Below are 17,870 nucleotides of genomic sequence, written 5' to 3' on the forward strand. Positions count from 1 at the left end.
ATCCTTATTTCATTCCGGAGGTGGCTATGCCGCGAACAATCAACTTCTGGAACAGAACGAAGAAGATCACGACCGGCACCAGCGACAGAACCGACATCGCGAACATCTGCCCAAAGGCAGACTGGCCTTCCTGATCCAGGAACAGGCGAAGCGCGAGCGGAACCGTATAGCTCTTGATATCGTTGAGGTAGATCAGCGGCGCGAGGAAATCTTCCCACACCCAAATCAGCGAAAAGATGGCCGCGGTTCCCATGGCAGGCAGAGACAGCGGCAAGATGATGGCCCAGTAGATCTTGTAGGGCGAGCAGCCATCGATCATGGCCGCCTCATCCAGTTCCCTTGGCAACTGCCGGAAGAACTGCACCATCAGAAAGATGAAAAAGGCATCGGAAGCCAGAAAGCGCGGCACAACGAGCGGGAGATAGGTATCGACCCAGCCAAGCGCCAAGAACTGCACATATTGCGGGATGAGGACCACATGATAGGGGATCATCAGGGTCATCATCATCAGGCCGAAAAACAGCGTTCGCCCGTTGAACTTCAGCCGAGCAAACGCGTAGGCCGCGAACGAGCAGGAGATGAGATTGCCGATCACCGACAACACGGTGACGATGGCCGAGTTGATATAGAAGATGGTGAAGGGCTTTGGCAGGGCATTCCAGCCCTTGGTATAGTTGTCGAAATTGAACTGGGATGGCCACAAGCCGAGATTGCCGAAAATCTCGTTCTCCGGTTTGAACGACGACGCCACCAGCCAGAACAGCGGATACAGCATCACGCAGGACACGATGATCAGGAAGATGTGCTTCATGATCCGCGCCGTGCGGTCCCGCTTTTCACGAGCCAGGCGCATTTGATGAGCCACGCGCGCGGCTTCATCCACCTCCAGGGCGAGCTCCAGATCAGTCGCGGTCGTTTTCATAGTGCACCCAATATTTCGAGGTGAAAAAGGCAATGGCCGTAAAGACCGCGATGATCACCAGAAGCACCCAAGCCAGTGCGGACGCATAGCCCATCCGGAAGAACTTGAAGGCCTCATTGAAAAGATAGACCGTGTAGAAAAGCAGGCTGTCTGCGGGCGCGCCGGTGCCGTTTGAAATGATGAAGGCGCTGGAGAATGTCTTGAACGCCTCGATGGTCTGAAGCACCAGGTTGAAGAAGATCACCGGCGCCAGCAGCGGCAGCGTGATGCGGGTGAACCGGCGCCACCTTGGCGTGCCGTCGATTTCCGCGGCCTCATAGAGATCGCGCGGGATGCCCCTGAGGCCCGCCAGGAAGATCAGCATCGGCGATCCGAACTGCCACATGGCAAGGGCGACCAGAGTGTAGAGCGACGTCTCGGGATCCGTGATCCAGCCTGGCCCCTGAATGCCCACAACGGCGAGCACCTGATTGACCACACCATCAGCGGTGAAGAGTTGCCGCCACAGGATTGCGATGGCGATGGAGGCTCCCAGCAAAGACGGCAGATAGAAGATCGCCCGATAAAGACCAATGGTGCGCAGACCCTTGTCCAGCAGCATGGCAACGCCCAGCGCCATCGCCAGACGGGCGGGCACCGATAGGGCGACAAAGGTGAATGTCACCTCCAGCGCCTTCCAGAACCGGCGGTCGCGCGTGAACATATACTCAAAATTATCGAGCCCGACCCACCTTGGATCGGCCACCATGTCGTAACGGGTGAACGACAGATAAAGCGAGGCGAGGATCGGCCCAAGCGCTAGCAGAAAGAACCCGATGAACCACGGCAGGAGAAACACATAGCCTGGCGCATTTCGGGCGATGAAACGTCTCATAAAACGATCCTGTCCCGGAAAGGACCCCGAGCAAGAAGCCCGGGATCCAGTGCTGAGTGAGGTAGCTTAAACGCGAAGACCTTGCTTACCGAGCCCGATCGACAATCGATTGGGCATCTTCAATGAAGATGGCCGCTGCATCCTGCGATGTCATGTTGCCCAGCACCACATCCGAGCCAATCCGCATGTAGGCATCGCGCACTTCGCCTGCCCCTTTTGGAGCTGGCAGAGGCAATGCGCCGACCTTGTCCTGAATGGCGTTGAAATAATCGACAGACTCCCTTTCAACTTCTGAGAAGTTCGGAGCAAGGGCAGCGCGAACATTGGCATTTGCCGGAATTCCGCGTTCCAGCCCCAGGATCGCCGTGGTCTCAGGCTCGTTGATCCAGTCGTTCATATAGGCGACAGCGCCATCAACGTCCTTGGCATCGCGGGTCAAGGCCATGAACATGGAAGGCTTGATGAACTGGCCAAAGGCTCCGCCCGGTTTATGCGGGATCATCGCCGCGCCAACCTTGTCCTTGGTCAAGGACTGCAGACCAACCAGCTGGTTCGACCAATAAAGCACCATGGCACTTTCACCGGTAATCAAACCGCTTTCAGCCATCGGCGCATCCAGGATCAGCGTCTTGTCCTTGCCGCGCACGACACCGGCTTCGCGAAGATCCGTCCAGAACTGCCAGAAGCCTGCGACATCCTCTGCCGTCGCCTGAACGTTGCCTTCTTCATCGTAGAAATTGCGGCCGTTCTGCCGGATCCAGGCTTCACAGTTCTCAATGAACAGAGACAGATCGTCTGAGCCCTTGATGGCACCGCCAGAATGAGACGTGATCTTTTCGCAGACACCTGCAAAATCGTCACGTGTCCAGTTGATGACATCTGCGTCAATGCCAGCTTCTTCGAAGATGCGGGTGTTGTAAGGAATTACCTGAGAATTGGAGCCGATGTTCAAGGCATAGAGCTTGCCGTCGACCATGCCACCAGAGAGTGGCCCCTTGTCAAAATTCGACAGGTCCAGCCCTTTGCCAATGTGATCGTCGAGCGATTTAAGCGCCCCACGGCGCACGTATTCAAACAGGAAGCGATAGTCCATCTGGACGAGATCGGCCATGTTCCTGCCAGCCGTCTGGGTCGCCATTTTGGTCCAGTAGTCGCCCCAACCAATGGTCTCGCCAGAGACCTCGATTTCAGGATGGTTCTTCTGGAACACGTCAATCACGGCGAATGTGCGCTTGTCACGCTCCGGATTGCCCCACCAAAAATGCCGGATGGACCGGTCTGCTGCCATGGCAGGCAAAAAGGGCAACGCGGATGCGGCAGCTGCCGCGCCAATGCCACCCAATACGGTTCTGCGGTTCATTTTCATGCTATTCTCCTCCCAATAGTGCCCGCCATTTTCTGGCGGATCTCATACTCTCGCTCGCATTCCAGCGTTCAGGGGCTCCCTCCCCCGGCGCTTAAATGTAACTTCTTAAAAGCTCCGTCAGACACAGCATGGCCATGGCCTGGCCATAAGGCATCGAAGTCCTCTTGATCTGCCGATAGAAGTCCAGATCATTGCCCATGGCCGTACCGAAGGACACCTGCTGAAGCTCTCCTTCCGGATTGATGTTGTCGATCACGCCCTTCATCGCGCGCTCCGCAACGTCCAGATATTCCGGTCCGAGGTAGCGCTTGCGAACGCCTTTCATCAAACCATAGGCAAAACCAGCCGTTGCGGATGCTTCCAGATAGCTGTCCGGATCATCGATGAGCGTATGCCAGAGCCCGGTTTCATGCTGATATTTCTTGAGGGATACGGCCTGCCGGTTCAGCAGCGAAACCAAATGACGCCGTAACGGATCTGTTTCTGCCAGATCCAGAAGATCGATGAACTCGGGGATCGCAATCGTGATCCAGCTGTTCCCACGTGCCCAGAGCGCACGGGCGAAATTGTGATCACCGTCAAAGGTCCAGCCGTGGAACCACAGTCCAGACTGTGTGTCACACAGATACTGAGCATGCAAAAGGAACTGATACTTCGCCTCTTCGACGAATTCCGGACGGTTCAGGATCAGCCCGATCTTGGCCAGCGGCAACACGCTCATCATCAGCGTGTCGTCCCACATCTGCTGATCATTGACGCTGTTGTAGACGATGTGCTGCAGGCCGCCTTCGCGGGTGCGCGGCATCTCATACATCACCCATTCGGCCCATGTTTCCAGATAAGGTACCCAGCGCGGGTCCGGGGCCTGTTCATGCAGATAGGCCAGGGTCAGGAACGGCGCGACCGTATTGATATTCTTGGTCGGCGTACCTTCTGCCAGACGCGCGTCAAACCACTCGGTGATGATTTTCATAGCGCTCTGGCTGCCAGTCAGCTGCCAATATTGAAACAGTCCATAAAGCCCGATCCCGTGGGTCCATTCCCAGCCTGCCCAGCCCTTGGTGTCGATGACACGACCATCTTCCAGACGCAGCAGGAATTCACCGGTCTTGTCCTCGATGTTGATCAGGTTGTCCGTCAAACGGTCGATCAGATCGCAAACACCATCCCGCTGAATGAAACGGTCTTTTTGCCTCAGCAGAGGATGCATATTCCAATCCCTTATCCGTATTTCAGTTTTTCGGAATTAAGTTTCATTTTTTATGCAACCACACTCTCCAACAGATTTCAATGCTGTTTTGACAGCAAGAAAAACAATTATTCACTTTCGAACTTGAAACACGAAATGGCGCAGCAGGTGCCTTGACAGGCCCAAGTGCAAAATTCAGAATGCCGTTTCATAATAAACAGAACGGATCAAAAATGCGGGACCCGAAGCCCAAAACGGAAAATGTTGCATCCGTCCTCAAGGTATTCGCCGTTCTGGAGACCCTCGCTGACGAACAGCGCATGAGCCTTGCCGACCTGGCGCAACGGGCCATGACGTCCAAAGCCACCGCGCACCGACTGCTGCAAACGATGGTGGAACTTGGCTATGTGGAACAAGATCCAGACACGGAAAAATATGGCCTGACACTGAAGCTTTTCAGCCTGGGCGCCCGTTTGCTGAATGAACAATCCGACCTGCTGAGAGCTGCCGACAAGGCGATGGGAAAGTTGTCGCGGGCCACTGGTGAATCTATCAATTTGGGCATTCTGGATGAGCGTGACCAACGGGTCAGCTACATTCACAAGTATGATTCCTTCTACAATCTGTCGATGAAATCCACACTCGGCTTGCGCAATCCGCTCTACAGCACGTCGCTTGGGAAGGCTCTACTGGCCTGGCGCGATGAAGACGAAATTCAGGACCGCATTTCCGGCATGGACATGCAGCCGCTCGCGCCGCGCACGATCACCGAGCCAGACGAGCTGCTTGAGCAGCTCAAAGTCACCCGGCAACGCGGCTATTCAGAAGAGATTGAAGAAAGTGAAGCCGGTGTGCGCTGCATGGCGGCTCCCGTCTTCAACCATTTGGGCAAGCCAATCGCGGCCATTTCGATCGCCTTTCCCCTGTTTCGCTTCGATGAAGCCCGCAAAGACGAATACGTCAACTTGCTGACCACCTGCGGACTTGAGGCGTCCAGTGCGCTCGGATATCGCGCACCCAAGGTCCATTAAAACCTAAGACTTCCCGGTCAATCGCGCGCTGGTGTTCTCATTCAAATTGCCCGCGGCCATCTTGCCGAAAGCAGCACGCCAGTTTTCAGCCAATTCCGGAATCTCAGACAAACGGACCGCATCAGCACTCGCGATCTTCTTCGTCAAGCGCGCCCTTGTGACCATTTCAACCGATAAATCCGGATGCAGTCGCTCCAACAGCGTCAACGGATCTCCAACCTCGACCTTACCTGGAACCAGAACACGGTAATACCATCCGGTGCGTCCGGTCTTTTGAAACAGATACGCCATCGTGTCATGGCCGGTATGAGCGTTCAGCTTCCAGCATGGCTGCCGCCCCTGAGAGATCTGCACAGTCGCGCTGCCAAGCGTGAAAATGTCGCCAATGCAGGCTGTTTCTTCTGTCATTCCCTCGGTCGAGATGTTTTCACCAAATGCTGCCGGCTGGGTTCCTGCCTCCATCAGCCCTTCTGCCTGCCAGAGCAAATAATGCTCCGCCGGATAGTGATGAAGGGCTTTGTCGGGACCGCCATGAACGCTCAAGTCCGCCTGCGCGTCCCTGTCGAATCCCTCCAGACCAAGATGCTGTGGTCCGCTGACAGGGTCCTTTTGAATTCCGGATGTGGGTCTGCCCGGCCAGAGCTCGGCAACGGAGCCGCAAAAAAGCCCTCCGACGGTTACATTTAGCAATGCCATGATCCTATTGGTCTTTGTTCCGGCCGCAAGACTTCAACCTCGTTTGGATATCAGGTTCAAGACACGCGCATAAAATGAATAACAATCATCATTATTGCCATCATGATGACAGCCGCAAGTCAGCATCGCGCTGTATAATCAGATGCTTCTCAACCAACCATTGAAACCGATTGGGATACTGGCGAAAGAACAGCTTTCGCTTGCACCGTGTGAAACACTTCACCGACACCGATCAAAACCGGCTCGGAGGTTTCAAGCCCGGAGACACCGGCTTCCAGATCGCAAAGCAGCCCGGACCAGCGTTTTTCATCAGCACGTGCAATGCCCGCCATGACAACGACGGGCGTAGACGGGGATCTGCCCTCGTCCATCAGACGGCTGGAGATACGACCTGCCATGCGCCCGCCCATATAGAAGATCGTTGTTGTTGCCGCATCCGCCAGTCCGTGCCAGTCCACGCTTTCGGGCAGATCACCCTTCTTCGAATGACCGGTGACAAAGCGAACAGCCTGGGCATGATCACGGTGTGTCAGCGAGATGCCCAGAGCCGAGGCCATCGCTGACGCGGACGTCACACCCGGAACGACCGAGACCGGAATGCCTTCTGCAGTCAGGCGATCAATCTCCTCGCCAGCCCGTCCAAAAATCATCGGATCGCCTGACTTCAGGCGCACGACATTCTTGCCCTTCTTGGCCAGATCCACCATCAGATCATTGATGTCTTCCTGCTTGCAACTATCGCGCCCTCCCCGCTTGCCTACCATCATCCGCTTGGCTTCGCGCCGGGCCAGTTCCAGCACTTCATCGGCCACCAGATCATCAAACAGGATGACATCAGCAGCTTGTAATGCGCGAACCGCCTTGAGGGTCAGCAGCTCGGCACTTCCCGGACCGGATCCCACCAGGGTCACTCTGCCTTCGCCTGCGGCCTGCGCCAGGCCTGTGGCTTCGACCAAGTCTTGAATGTCCGCTTCCGAGCCCGGTGCTTCGCGCTCTGAGAAAGCGAATTCGGTGAACCGTTCCCAAAACCGGCGACGCTGCGGGCCGGGTGCCAGGCGGTCCATGACAGCACCACGCACCTTGCCTGCAAGACCAGCCCAGCCAGTCAGTGTCAAAGGCAGGAGCGTTTCAATGCGACGCCGGATCGCCTGACCCAGAATTGGCGCAACGCCATTGGTCGAGATGCCAATGACAACTGGCGAGCGATTGACGATGGAGCCGAACTGGAACTCACAGAATGGCGGATTGTCGATAACGTTGACCGGCAGTCCGGCAGCCTTGGCAGCACAATAAAACGCCTGCGCCTCACCATCACTTGCCGCATCTGCAATGGCAAGCGTCATGCCCGAAAAGCTGTCTGTTGCCCAGGGCCTCGCGTGATGAACGAAGCTGCCCTTGATGCTTCCGGCCTCCAACAGCTTTGCCATCACCGGATCAAGATCAATGGCGTAGATGTGAACTTCAGCACCGGTTGCCGCCAGAAGCTCGGCTTTCCAGGCTGCAGCTTCCGTTCCGCCTGCCAGCAGGATCTTGCGCGTAGATAACGGGAAGAACACAGGCAGGCTGGCAAGCGCGCCCATACGGGCCGGACGGCCACGCGGTCTTGAAGGTGCCTTAACCTCAACCGGCTTTCGCGATGTCGACATTGGCTGTCTCCTTTTCGTTGAGGGCACCGAGCAGGCTTTTGATTTCGGACCGGCAAGAGCCGCAATTGGTTCCGGCTTTCAAAACCTTGCCAATTGCCTCCACACTGTCCGCGCCGCCTTTGGCCGCGTCAGCAATCTGATTGGCTCCGATCTGGAAGCAGGAGCAAACGATGGCGCCCGGGTCCGGCCTGTCCGCAGGCGGACGTCCGGCCAGAACACGGTAGCGATCAACACCCGTCATGGCAGGTGTTTCAAGAAGACTTGCGGCCCACTGGCGCGACACTTCAACAGGCTGGGCGGCAAAGAAGAAAGCAGCGACAAGATGTACACCGTCCCAGATGGCAAAGCGGCTGGTGCCGCCCGCGCTGTCTTCATAGCTCAAGATTTGCGCCTCAGATGCCGCGCTGCCTCCTAGCTCTTGGGCCAGATGTTGCAGATCCGTAGATTCCAGACCGGCCAGCTCCAGACGCCATCCGCCGGGTGCCGGTGCCAGCGCCCAATAGTCGCTCAGAATGCTGTTCGGCTTGTCGCGCAGTATGGCAAAGCCGTACCAGCTGGAAGAAACCCGCGAGAGCGCAACGGGTGTGAACTTGGAGCCAGGCTGGCCTGATACGGGGTCTGTCTCAGGCGCTACCACCGCATCAACCCGCCCCGTTGAGGCGAATTGATCAGTCCAGTGCAATGGCACAAAAACAGAGCCTTTTTGCGCCTTGTCGCTGACCAATGCCCGCACCACAACGCGGCCATGAGGGCTTTTGACCTCGACAAGCTCAGCGTCCGCCAGGCCGATGGAAGCCGCATCATCCGGGTGTATTTCCGCATAGGGCTCAGCCATATGAGCTGACAGGCGAGCGGTTTTGCCGGTGCGGGTCATGGTGTGCCAATGATCGCGCACACGACCGGTGTTCAAGACAAAGGGATAGGTTCTTTCACGCTTGCGTGGCGCAACCGCTTCAACGGCAATAAAATTCGCCTTTCGGTCTGGCGTGAAATAGCCGCCTCCAGCAAAGAACCGACTGTCGCGACGTGGCTGCCCTGCCCGCACTGGCCATTGAACCGGATCAAGGTCTTGATAGCCTGATCGTCCAAGATCAGCCAATCCGCCAATGTCAAAATCCCGCTGACCATCATTGTCATGGGCTGACAAGGACGCATGTTCGGCAAAAATCTCGGAGGCATCCGCATAGTCAAAGCGCTCCGCAAAGCCCATGCGCTTTGCCACTTCGCACAATGCCCACCAATCGGGCCGTGTTTCGCCGGGCAGATCCAGAAAGCCACGCTGGCGGGAAATCCGCCGTTCTGAATTGGTCACCGTGCCGTCCTTTTCGCCCCACGCTGCGCCAGGAAGCGCCACATCGGCATAGGCCAGCGTGTCTACGGCAGTGGAGACATCGGAGACCACCACGAACGGGCAAGCTTTCAGAGCCATCGCCACATCATCCGCATCAGGCAGACTGTCGACCGGATTGGTGGCCATGATCCAGATCGCCTTGATCCGGCCCTCACCGACCGCCCGGAACATATCGACGGCCTTCAGGCCCTGACGGGTCGCCATTGAGGGGCTTTGCCAGAAGCTTTGCACCAGCTCCCGATGGTCCGGGTTTTCGATGGCCATGTGCGCGGCGAGCATATTGGCAAGACCGCCTACCTCACGCCCGCCCATGGCATTCGGCTGGCCGGTGATCGAAAATGGTCCCATGCCAGCGCGGCCAATGCGGCCAGTGGCAAGGTGCGTGTTGATGATAGCGTTGACCTTGTCCGTGCCGACAACGGACTGGTTCACGCCCTGACTGTAAACCGTCACCGTTTTCTCAGTCCGCGCCACCATGGTATAGAACAGCGCAATATCCTGAGCCGACAGGCCAGTCTGCCCGGCGATCTTCGCCATATCGACGGGCCCTGCTTTCGCCAAAGCGCCGTCAAAGCCATTCGTGTATTGATCGATATAGCTCTGATCAAGACAATCGGCTTCCGCCAGATAGGCCAGCAAGCCATTGAACAACGCGACATCCGTGTCTGGCTTCAGCCCCAGATGCAGATCCGCCAGCTCACAGGTCGCCGTTCGACGCGGATCAATCACGACCACGCGCAGAGCCGGGTTGGTTGCTTTGGCCGCTTCAATTCTCTGGAAGATAACCGGGTGACACCAGGCAAGGTTCGAGCCGACCAGCACCACAAGATCCGCCTTTTCCAGATCTTCATAGGTGCCTGGCACCGTATCAGAGCCAAAGGCCCGGCGATGACCGGCAACAGAAGACGCCATGCACAGGCGTGAATTGGTGTCGATGTTCGCCGACCCGATGAAGCCCTTCATCAGCTTGTTGGCGACGTAATAGTCCTCTGTCAGGATCTGGCCGGAAACATAAAATGCAACGCTGTCCGGTCCATGCTCCGCAATCGTCTGGGCGAACCGGTCCGCGACCAGATCAAGCGCCGTGTCCCAGCTCTCGCGCTTGCCGTTGATTTGCGGATAAAGCAGGCGATCATCCAACGACAGGGTTTCCGCAAGAGCGGAGCCTTTTGAGCAAAGCCTGCCAAAATTTGCCGGATGCTCCGGATCGCCTTTGACGCTAACACTGCCGTCCGCAGCAGTCGTTGCAAGCACGCCACAGCCAACGCCGCAATAAGGGCAGGTCGTTTTGATCGTTGATGCCTGAGCGGGGTCGGTCAAATGGTCTCTCCGGATCTCTTGGCGACGCCAATTTGGCGTATTGATGGGCTTTCCAGGTCACATGGGCACGTCATGCGGGCATCCGTTGATAGAGCAGCACGATGACGAGGATGGCGAGGGACAGGCTGACGACCTGCCAGAAGCGAATTGGGTCCCGCTCTGCAAACGAGGCTTTGACATCCGGGCGTAGGGCAGCGTTCGGACGCCGGATATCCTCGAGGAATTCGCTCAACGCCTCGTAGCGTTTGACCGGTTCAATGTGGACGAGACGGGCAAGCGCACCATCCACCCAATCGGGCACGCGCTGGGTCAAAGACGCCGCTGATATGTAGGTAAGAGCACTCTGCGCCTTCTGCGTGTTGGCACGGGACACCTTGTCGCCATAGGGCAGCTTGCCGGTCAGCATCTCATAGGCAATCACACCCAACGAGAAAAAGTCAGACAGCTCGGTGCCTCGGTAGCCCAGGAAATATTCCGGCGCAGCGTACTGATGGGTTCCAAGGATCTCGGTGTCATCCAGACCGGGGACAGCCTCCAGAACCCCTTCAATCAAAACAGACCCGAAGTCGATGATCTTCACAACACCGTCGTTACAAATCATGATGTTCTCTGGCCGCAGATCCTGATGCAGCATGCCGTGGCGGTGAAAGGCCCGCAGCCCCTTGACGACCTGTTCAAGAATACCGCGCACGGTTTCCAGGTCAGGCTGCGGTGTGTCGTTCATCCATTGGCGCAGGGTGCGACCTTCAACAAATTCGGTCACCACATACAGCTTCTCCGGCTCGCGGCTGGATTGTCCGGCCTTCAACACATGCGGTGAGTTTAGCCGCCGGGCCACCCACTCTTCCATGGCAAAGCGGCGCAGATAATCCGCGCTACCGCGCAAGTCTGCTGACGGCACCTTAAGAGCGACGTTGCGATCTGTTTCTGCATCATAGGCAAGATAAATATGACTGCGGTGACTGGCATGCAGCTCGCGCAGGATCTGATATCCCTCAAATTCTGATGGTATGTGCAGAAGCGGCGCTGGCGGCAGCATATCCGCGCCATCCAAGATGCTGATGGCCTCACGGCCCGGCAGGTGATCAATGCGGGCGATCTGAATGGTGAGATTGTCGTCGCTGCCCTTCTCCAAAGCAGCAGCAACAATCGTGCGTGCAGCGGCATCAAGATCCGCCGCAGACGCAATATGGCTGGCGATCTCCTTCGGCGAGACGAATTCATGAACGCCGTCTGTCGTCAGGATAAAAATATCGCCGGAAGACAGGCCTATTTCCCGGTAATCAATATCAAGCGTGTTGGAGAGGCCAAGCGCTCTGCCGAGGTAGTTTTCAGAGGCAGACAACTGCACCCTGTGGTCGGTGGTCAGTTGCTCCAGAGTTTCGCCGGACAGCCGCCAGATCCGTGCATCCCCGACATGAAACAGATGTGCCAGTCGCCCTTTGAATACCAAGGCGTCAAAGGTGCAGACATGACCACGATCATCGGACGCGCCGGGTTTCTTCTGCCCATGGAGCCAGGAATTGCAGGCAGAGACCACCCGCGTTCCGGCCATCTTTACCGACCAGGCGTCCGAGGTGCAGTAGAAATCGGTGAGGAATGACTTTACAGCTGTTTCAGCCGCTATATGGCTCACGTCACTGGACGAAATACCATCTGCCAATGCCAGTGCCGTGCCTTTGAGAACCAGCGTCTGTCCCGTGGAAGCAACCGACCCGTGAAAGTCCTGGTTCTGCTGTTTGAGGCCAGCCGACGAGTGCTGACCGATTGAGACGGACAGCTCTGCTTTTTGATCAGCTTTCAAATCAGCGTTCTGGACTTGCATCAGCACGGAGGTTTCCCTTTGGCATCGGCTCTGTTGTGCATCGGCCCTGCCCAAATGACAGGGCCAATGCGGTCAGCTGCTTATTCAGCCGGAGCGGCAACTTTGGCTGTTTCATAGCCAGCGTTGCGTTTCGGAGATGTCCTGTAGTGTGTCGCGTAGATCATGCCACCGACAAAGGTCAGACCACCGACCAGATTGCCCAGAATCACCGGAAGTTCGTTGTAGGCGAGGTAATCAAACCAGGTGAAATCACCACCCAGCATGATGCCTGACGGGAACAGGAACATATTGACGATGGAATGCTCGAGACCCAGGTAGAAGAAGACCAAAATCGGCATCCACATGGCCATGATTTTGCCGGACACCGTGGTCGACATCATCGCAGACACAACCCCAGTCGAGACCATCCAGTTGCACATTACGGCGCGGATGAAGACGGTGAGCAAACCGGCCCAGCCAGCTGCTGCATAGCCGAGCGTCCGTGCTTCACCGATCTGTCCGATTTTCTGACCAACTGCATTCGGCTCCTGGCTGAAGCCCATGGTGAAGATGATCGCCATGAAGACAGCCGTCGTCATCGCGCCTGCGAAGTTGCCGCAAAACACCAGACCCCAATTGCGGAACACACCTTTCCAGGTACACCCTGGACGTTTGGCAATTACTGCCAGAGGCGCAAGGGTGAAGACGCCGGTCAGAAGGTCAAAGCCCAGCAGATAAAGCATGCAGAAGCCGACGGGAAACAACACCGAGGCGATCAGAAAATTGCCGGTGTTGACGGCGATGGTGACTGCGAAAGCGGCAGCCAGAGCCAGAATAGCACCCGCCATATAGGAGCGGATCAAAGTGTCCTTGGTGGACATGAAAATCTTGGATTCACCCGCGTCGATCATCTTCGCGGCGAATTCCTGTGGTGCTACGTATGACATTTCAGACCCCTCTGTTGTCCTGGTTTCTCACGACTTTTTGCCGTTTAGCTCCCTGGACGTTTCCCCGTGTACTGTTGTTCTGCGCGGTCTTTTGACCTTGTTGCGGACCCGTTGCCCCGTCCGCTTATTTGTTATGCTCTGGCCCTGATGGCCTCGATGGACATCAGGATCCGGCCTTGTTCGACTTTGACAGGCGTGGTTCTGGCCGCGCCCTCGTCCGCGCCCTGCGCAATGCCCGTTGCCAGATCGAAAACCCAATTGTGCAATGGGCAAGTCACGGAGGTGCCGTGGACAATCCCGTTGCTGAGTGGGCCGCCCTTGTGCGGACAGCCGTCATCCAGCGCAAAGACCTCGTCATTGGCCGTGCGGAACACCGCAATGCAGCCAGCCTCGGTCTTGACCACCCGCGCCCCTTGACGCGGAATGTCGGTCAGCTCGCCAATGGCGATCCAATCTTTTGCTATGACGTTCATTCTGCGGCCTCCAGTGAAAGGGTCGCCATCGGATTGAACTCATGCTTGTCCTTGCCGGACACACGTTCCGACCAGGGATCAACCTGGGCAAATTTCTGGGAGAAGACGAAAGCGTCGAAATAGGCTTTGCGCTTGGCGGTGTCGTCCATGATCTGACGACGAATTTCCTCGACGCCGATCCGCTTGGCCCATTTGTAGATCCGCTCCAGGTAGTAACCCTGCTCACGGTACATCTGAGCCAGAGCCACCACATGCTCCAGCGCTTCGTCTTCGGTTTTCACCTGGCCAAGGACTTCCGTTCCCTTGATGTCGAGACCGGCAGCACCTGCAAAGTGAATTTCAAAGCCGCTGTCGACACAGACGATGCCAATGTCCTTGCAAGTTGCCTCTGCGCAATTGCGCGGACACCCGGACACAGCCAGCTTGAGTTTGGCAGGCGTCCAGGAGCCCCACATGAATTTTTCCAGGCGAATGCCCAGGCCGGTGGAATCCTGCGTGCCGAAGCGACACCAGTCTGTTCCAACGCAGGTCTTCACTGTGCGCAGGCCCTTGGCATAGGCTTGGCCGGAGACGAAGCCTGCTTCGCCAAGGTCGGCCCAGACAGCGGGAAGATCTTCCTTCTTGATGCCCAGCATGTCGATGCGCTGACCGCCGGTGCACTTGACCGCCGGAATGTTGAACTTGTCGACCACATCCGCGATTGCGCGCAGTTCCTTGGACGACGTCATGCCGCCCCACATGCGCGGAACGACCGAGTAAGTACCGTCCTTCTGGATGTTGGCGTGAACCCGCTCGTTGATGAAACGCGACTGGTAGTCGTCGGCATATTCATTGGGCCAGTCGGACACGAGATAGTAGTTCAACGCCGGACGGCATTTGGCGCAGCCGCCTGAAGAGGTCCACTCCAGCTCCTGCATCACTTCCGGGATTGTCTTGAGTTCTTTTGCCTTGATCAGGCGGCGAACATCGCCGTGGCCAAGGTCCGTACAGCCGCACATGGGCTGGACCGCTGCCGGATTATAGGCATCGCCAAGCGTCGCCACGAGCAGTTGCTCAACCAATCCGGTGCATGTGCCGCAGGAGGCAGATGCCTTGGTATGTGCCCGCACAGCATCCAGGCCGGTCAGGCCCTTGGAGGTGATGGCATTGACAATTGTTCCTTTACATACGCCGTTGCAGCCGCAGATTTCTGCATCATCCGGCAAGGCTGCAACGGCCGCCGTAGGGTCCAGGGGGGCGCCCCCCTGATACGCCTGGCCGAATATCAGCGTCTCGCGCATTTCGGAGACGTCGGTTCCTTTCTTCAGAAGGTCAAAGAACCAGGGACCATCAGAGGTCTCACCATAGAGCACTGCTCCGATGATCTTGTTGTCCTTCAGCACCAGTCGCTTGTAGACCCCTGCCGTCGCATCGCGCAGGACGATTTCCTCGCGATCATCGCCTTCGGCAAAATCACCTGCCGAATAAAGATCAACGCCGGTGACCTTGAGCTTGGTCGCCGTCACAGATCCGATGTATTCGGACGATCCGCCGAGCAGATTGTCGGCAATGACGCCTGCCATCTCATAGAGCGGAGCAACAAGGCCGTAGCACATGCTTCTGTGCTCGACGCATTCGCCCAGCGCAAAGATATCCGGATCAGATGTGCGCATGTCATCGCTGACGACAATGCCCCGGTTCACATCGAGACCTACACCCTTGGCGAGATCGCCTGACGGGCGAATGCCAACGGCCATGACAACAATGCTGGCTTCAATTTCCGTTCCATCATCCAGACGAATACCGGCAACATTGCCCGCCTCATCGCCAAGGATTTCGTGGCTGTTGGCCTTAGTGCGGACATCAATGCCCATCCGCTTGAATTCTTCTTCCAGAAGATAGCCACCCGCCGGATCCAATTGCCGCTCCATCAGGGTAGGCATCAGGTGAAGAACCGTGACCTCCATGCCCTGCATCTTGAGACCAGCTGCGGCTTCAAGACCAAGCAGACCGCCGCCGATGACAATCGCGCGTCCTCCGCCCTTGGCAGCCAGCAGCATCTTGTCGACATCATCCAGATCCCGGTAGGTCAAAACACCGTTCAGATCCTTGCCCGGAAGTGGAATGATGAAGGGGTTTGAGCCGGTCGCCACAACAAGCTTGTCATAAGCAACAGTCAGGCCGCTTTCAGAGGTGACCGTCTTGGCTTCGCGGTCGATTTCCGACACGCGGGCGGACTTGTGAAGGGTCACGCCATGCTCGGTGTACCAGTCCTCGTCATGAGTGATGATGTCTTCGTAGGTCTTTTCACCAGACAGCACCGGCGACAACATCAGACGATTGTAATTCACCCGGGGCTCTGCATTGAAGATCGTGACGTCGTATGTGTCGCGATCCTTTTCAAACAGGAATTCCAACATACGCCCCGGGGCCATGCCGTTTCCGATGATAACCAGTTTCTGTTTTGTCATTGGCCCTCTCCCGACCTGAGTTTCGCGCCTACTCGGCGGCTTGAGCGGCGGCCTTCTGGCGCGCGAGCCGCGTTGCACGCTTTTGCTGAATGGACTGAAGCTGTTCCTCGCTCGGATCCGCGCCGCCCTCATAGGCTTCCAGGAAATCGAGCAGTTCTTCGCGATAGGCGTAGTAATCCGGGTGCGCCAACAGCTCCTTGCGGGAGCGTGGGCGCGGCAGATCCACCTTCATGATGTTGCCAATGCGGGCATTCGGGCCGTTGGACATCATGACCACCCGGTCGGCCAGCAAGATGGCCTCGTCCACATCGTGGGTCACACAGACAGCAGTCACCTGGGTCCTTTTCCAGACATCCATCAGAACGTCCTGCAGTTCCCAGCGGGTCAGACTGTCGAGCATGCCGAAGGGCTCGTCGAGCAACAGAAGCTTCGGTGACAAGGCAAAGGCCCGCGCAATGCCAACCCGCTGTTTCATACCGTTTGACATGTCGGATGCGGCCTTGTGCATGGCATCCCCAAGACCGACCTTGGACAGGTAGTATTCAATGACATCGGTCTTTTCTGCGCGGCTGGCGTCCGGATAGACCTTGTCGACACCAAGAGCCACATTGTCATAGGCGGTCAACCAGGGCATCAGGCTTGGGGCCTGAAACACCACCGCCCGGTCCGGCCCCGCCTGGGTGACGTGGGTGCCATCCAAAACAATCGCCCCTTCGGTGATCGGGTTCAGACCAGCCACCATGGACAACACCGTGGACTTGCCACAACCGGAATGGCCGATCAGCGTGATGAACTCGCCCTTTTTCATCTTCAGGTCAAAGCCATCGACGACGGTCAGCGGACCTTTGGGCGTTGGGTAAACCTTCTTCAGCTGGCTGAAGTCCAGGAACCGGTCTTGCTTCAATGTCGCCTGCGCCGCCCGCTCATAGGCAGCTGGCAATTTGTCTTGCTTCTTTGGCAACCTTTGTGTGATCGGAACGATGTTTGGCAACACGATGTCCCGCTCGGCATCGGCTCCACGTTCAGCCCCGACTGACATCAGATATTCGGTGATTTCAGCACGCAGCTTGATGAAGTCATCATCGGAATTCATTTCCGAACGGTTCCGCGGGCGGTTGAACGCCACCTTGAATTCAGGTCCCAAAGTTGCCGGAGTTCCGGGCTTAAGCGGAATGATCCTGTCAGCCAAAAGGATCGCCTCATCCACATCATTGGTGATGAGCACGATGGTCTTTTTCTCCTGTTCGCAGATGGCTGCGAACTCGTCCTGTAGTTTGGCGCGGGTGAGCGCATCCAGAGCTGATAGCGGCTCGTCCATGAGCAGCAACTCCGGTTGCATGGCGAGCGCCCGTGCGACAGCCACCCGTTGGCGCATGCCGCCGGACAATTCGGTCGGCTTGCGGTCCTTGGCATGGCCCAGACCCACCATCTGAATGTATTTGTCGGCAATCGCCTTGCGCTCGGAAGACGGCTTCTTCTTGAACACGCTGTCCACGGCCAGACTGACATTGCCGGCAACCGTCAGCCAGGGCATCAGGGAATAAGACTGGAAGACGACGCCGCGCTCCGGGCTTGGCCCGCTGATTTCCTTGTCCTTGAAGATGATCCCGCCGCTGTCCGGTTCGATCAAACCGGCCAGAAGTGAGATCAGTGTGGTCTTTCCGGTGCCCGAGAAGCCGACGATAGCGATGAACTCACCCTCGTCCACTTTCAGGTTGATATCGTCCAAAACGTCGGAGCGGTTCGCGCCTTCGCCGTAGGATTTGGACACATTGGAGATTTCAAGAAATGCCATGTGCCG

The 17,870-nt window shown here is 57.1% G+C and carries 13 protein-coding genes; 1 reads left to right on the forward strand and 12 read right to left on the reverse strand.

Annotated elements, in window-relative coordinates:
* Positions 1–4: 4 nt before the first annotated feature.
* The 4 genes from V6575_RS03785 to bglB all read right to left on the reverse strand — a co-directional run bounded on the left by V6575_RS03785 (position 5) and on the right by bglB (position 4,372).
* Entirely contained in the window at positions 5–853 is an 849-nt protein-coding gene (locus V6575_RS03785; protein ID WP_422785525.1) for a carbohydrate ABC transporter permease, read from the reverse strand.
* A 49-nt stretch (positions 854–902) separates the two neighbouring features.
* Entirely contained in the window at positions 903–1,796 is an 894-nt protein-coding gene (locus V6575_RS03790) for a carbohydrate ABC transporter permease (protein ID WP_340272755.1), read from the reverse strand.
* An 85-nt stretch (positions 1,797–1,881) separates the two neighbouring features.
* Positions 1,882–3,162, reverse strand: a complete 1,281-nt coding sequence (locus tag V6575_RS03795) for an ABC transporter substrate-binding protein (RefSeq protein ID WP_340272756.1) — start codon at positions 3,160–3,162, stop codon at positions 1,882–1,884.
* 91 nt (positions 3,163–3,253) lie between these two features.
* Positions 3,254–4,372: a beta-galactosidase BglB gene (bglB, locus tag V6575_RS03800; protein WP_340272757.1), complete on the reverse strand. Its 1,119-nt coding sequence runs from the start codon at positions 4,370–4,372 to the stop codon at positions 3,254–3,256.
* A 212-nt stretch (positions 4,373–4,584) separates the two neighbouring features.
* Between bglB and kdgR the strand changes: the two genes are divergently transcribed.
* Positions 4,585–5,382 carry a DNA-binding transcriptional regulator KdgR gene (gene kdgR, locus V6575_RS03805; RefSeq protein WP_340272758.1) on the forward strand — a complete coding sequence of 266 codons (798 nt, stop codon included), beginning with the start codon at positions 4,585–4,587 and terminating at the stop codon, positions 5,380–5,382.
* A 3-nt stretch (positions 5,383–5,385) separates the two neighbouring features.
* On the opposite strand, the gene V6575_RS03810 is transcribed toward kdgR, so the two are convergent.
* The 8 genes from V6575_RS03810 to V6575_RS03845 form a co-directional block, all read right to left on the reverse strand.
* Positions 5,386–6,078, reverse strand: a complete 693-nt coding sequence (locus V6575_RS03810; RefSeq protein ID WP_340272759.1) for an MOSC domain-containing protein — start codon at positions 6,076–6,078, stop codon at positions 5,386–5,388.
* 149 nt (positions 6,079–6,227) lie between these two features.
* Entirely contained in the window at positions 6,228–7,724 is a 1,497-nt protein-coding gene (gene cysG / locus V6575_RS03815; RefSeq protein WP_340272760.1) for a siroheme synthase CysG, read from the reverse strand.
* Positions 7,699–10,395 carry a nitrate reductase gene (locus V6575_RS03820; RefSeq protein ID WP_340272761.1) on the reverse strand — a complete coding sequence of 899 codons (2,697 nt, stop codon included), beginning with the start codon at positions 10,393–10,395 and terminating at the stop codon, positions 7,699–7,701. The genes cysG and V6575_RS03820 overlap by 26 nt, the downstream gene beginning before the upstream one ends.
* 70 nt (positions 10,396–10,465) lie before the next feature.
* Positions 10,466–12,220, reverse strand: a complete 1,755-nt coding sequence (locus V6575_RS03825) for a bifunctional protein-serine/threonine kinase/phosphatase (RefSeq protein ID WP_340273337.1) — start codon at positions 12,218–12,220, stop codon at positions 10,466–10,468.
* Between the two features lie 80 nt (positions 12,221–12,300).
* Positions 12,301–13,146, reverse strand: coding sequence for a formate/nitrite transporter family protein (locus V6575_RS03830; protein WP_340272762.1), 846 nt, complete (start codon positions 13,144–13,146; stop codon positions 12,301–12,303).
* A 131-nt stretch (positions 13,147–13,277) separates the two neighbouring features.
* Entirely contained in the window at positions 13,278–13,619 is a 342-nt protein-coding gene (gene nirD / locus V6575_RS03835; protein ID WP_340272763.1) for a nitrite reductase small subunit NirD, read from the reverse strand.
* Positions 13,616–16,069 (reverse strand): nitrite reductase large subunit NirB, encoded by a 2,454-nt coding sequence (nirB, locus tag V6575_RS03840; protein ID WP_340272764.1) that lies wholly within the window; start codon positions 16,067–16,069, stop codon positions 13,616–13,618. The genes nirD and nirB overlap by 4 nt, the downstream gene beginning before the upstream one ends.
* 28 nt (positions 16,070–16,097) lie before the next feature.
* Positions 16,098–17,864, reverse strand: a complete 1,767-nt coding sequence (locus V6575_RS03845) for an ABC transporter ATP-binding protein (RefSeq protein WP_340272765.1) — start codon at positions 17,862–17,864, stop codon at positions 16,098–16,100.
* Between the last annotated feature and the right edge of the window lie 6 nt (positions 17,865–17,870).

This window comes from Roseibium algae (genome assembly GCF_037783265.1).
Classification (GTDB): Bacteria; Pseudomonadota; Alphaproteobacteria; order Rhizobiales; family Stappiaceae; genus Roseibium; species Roseibium algae.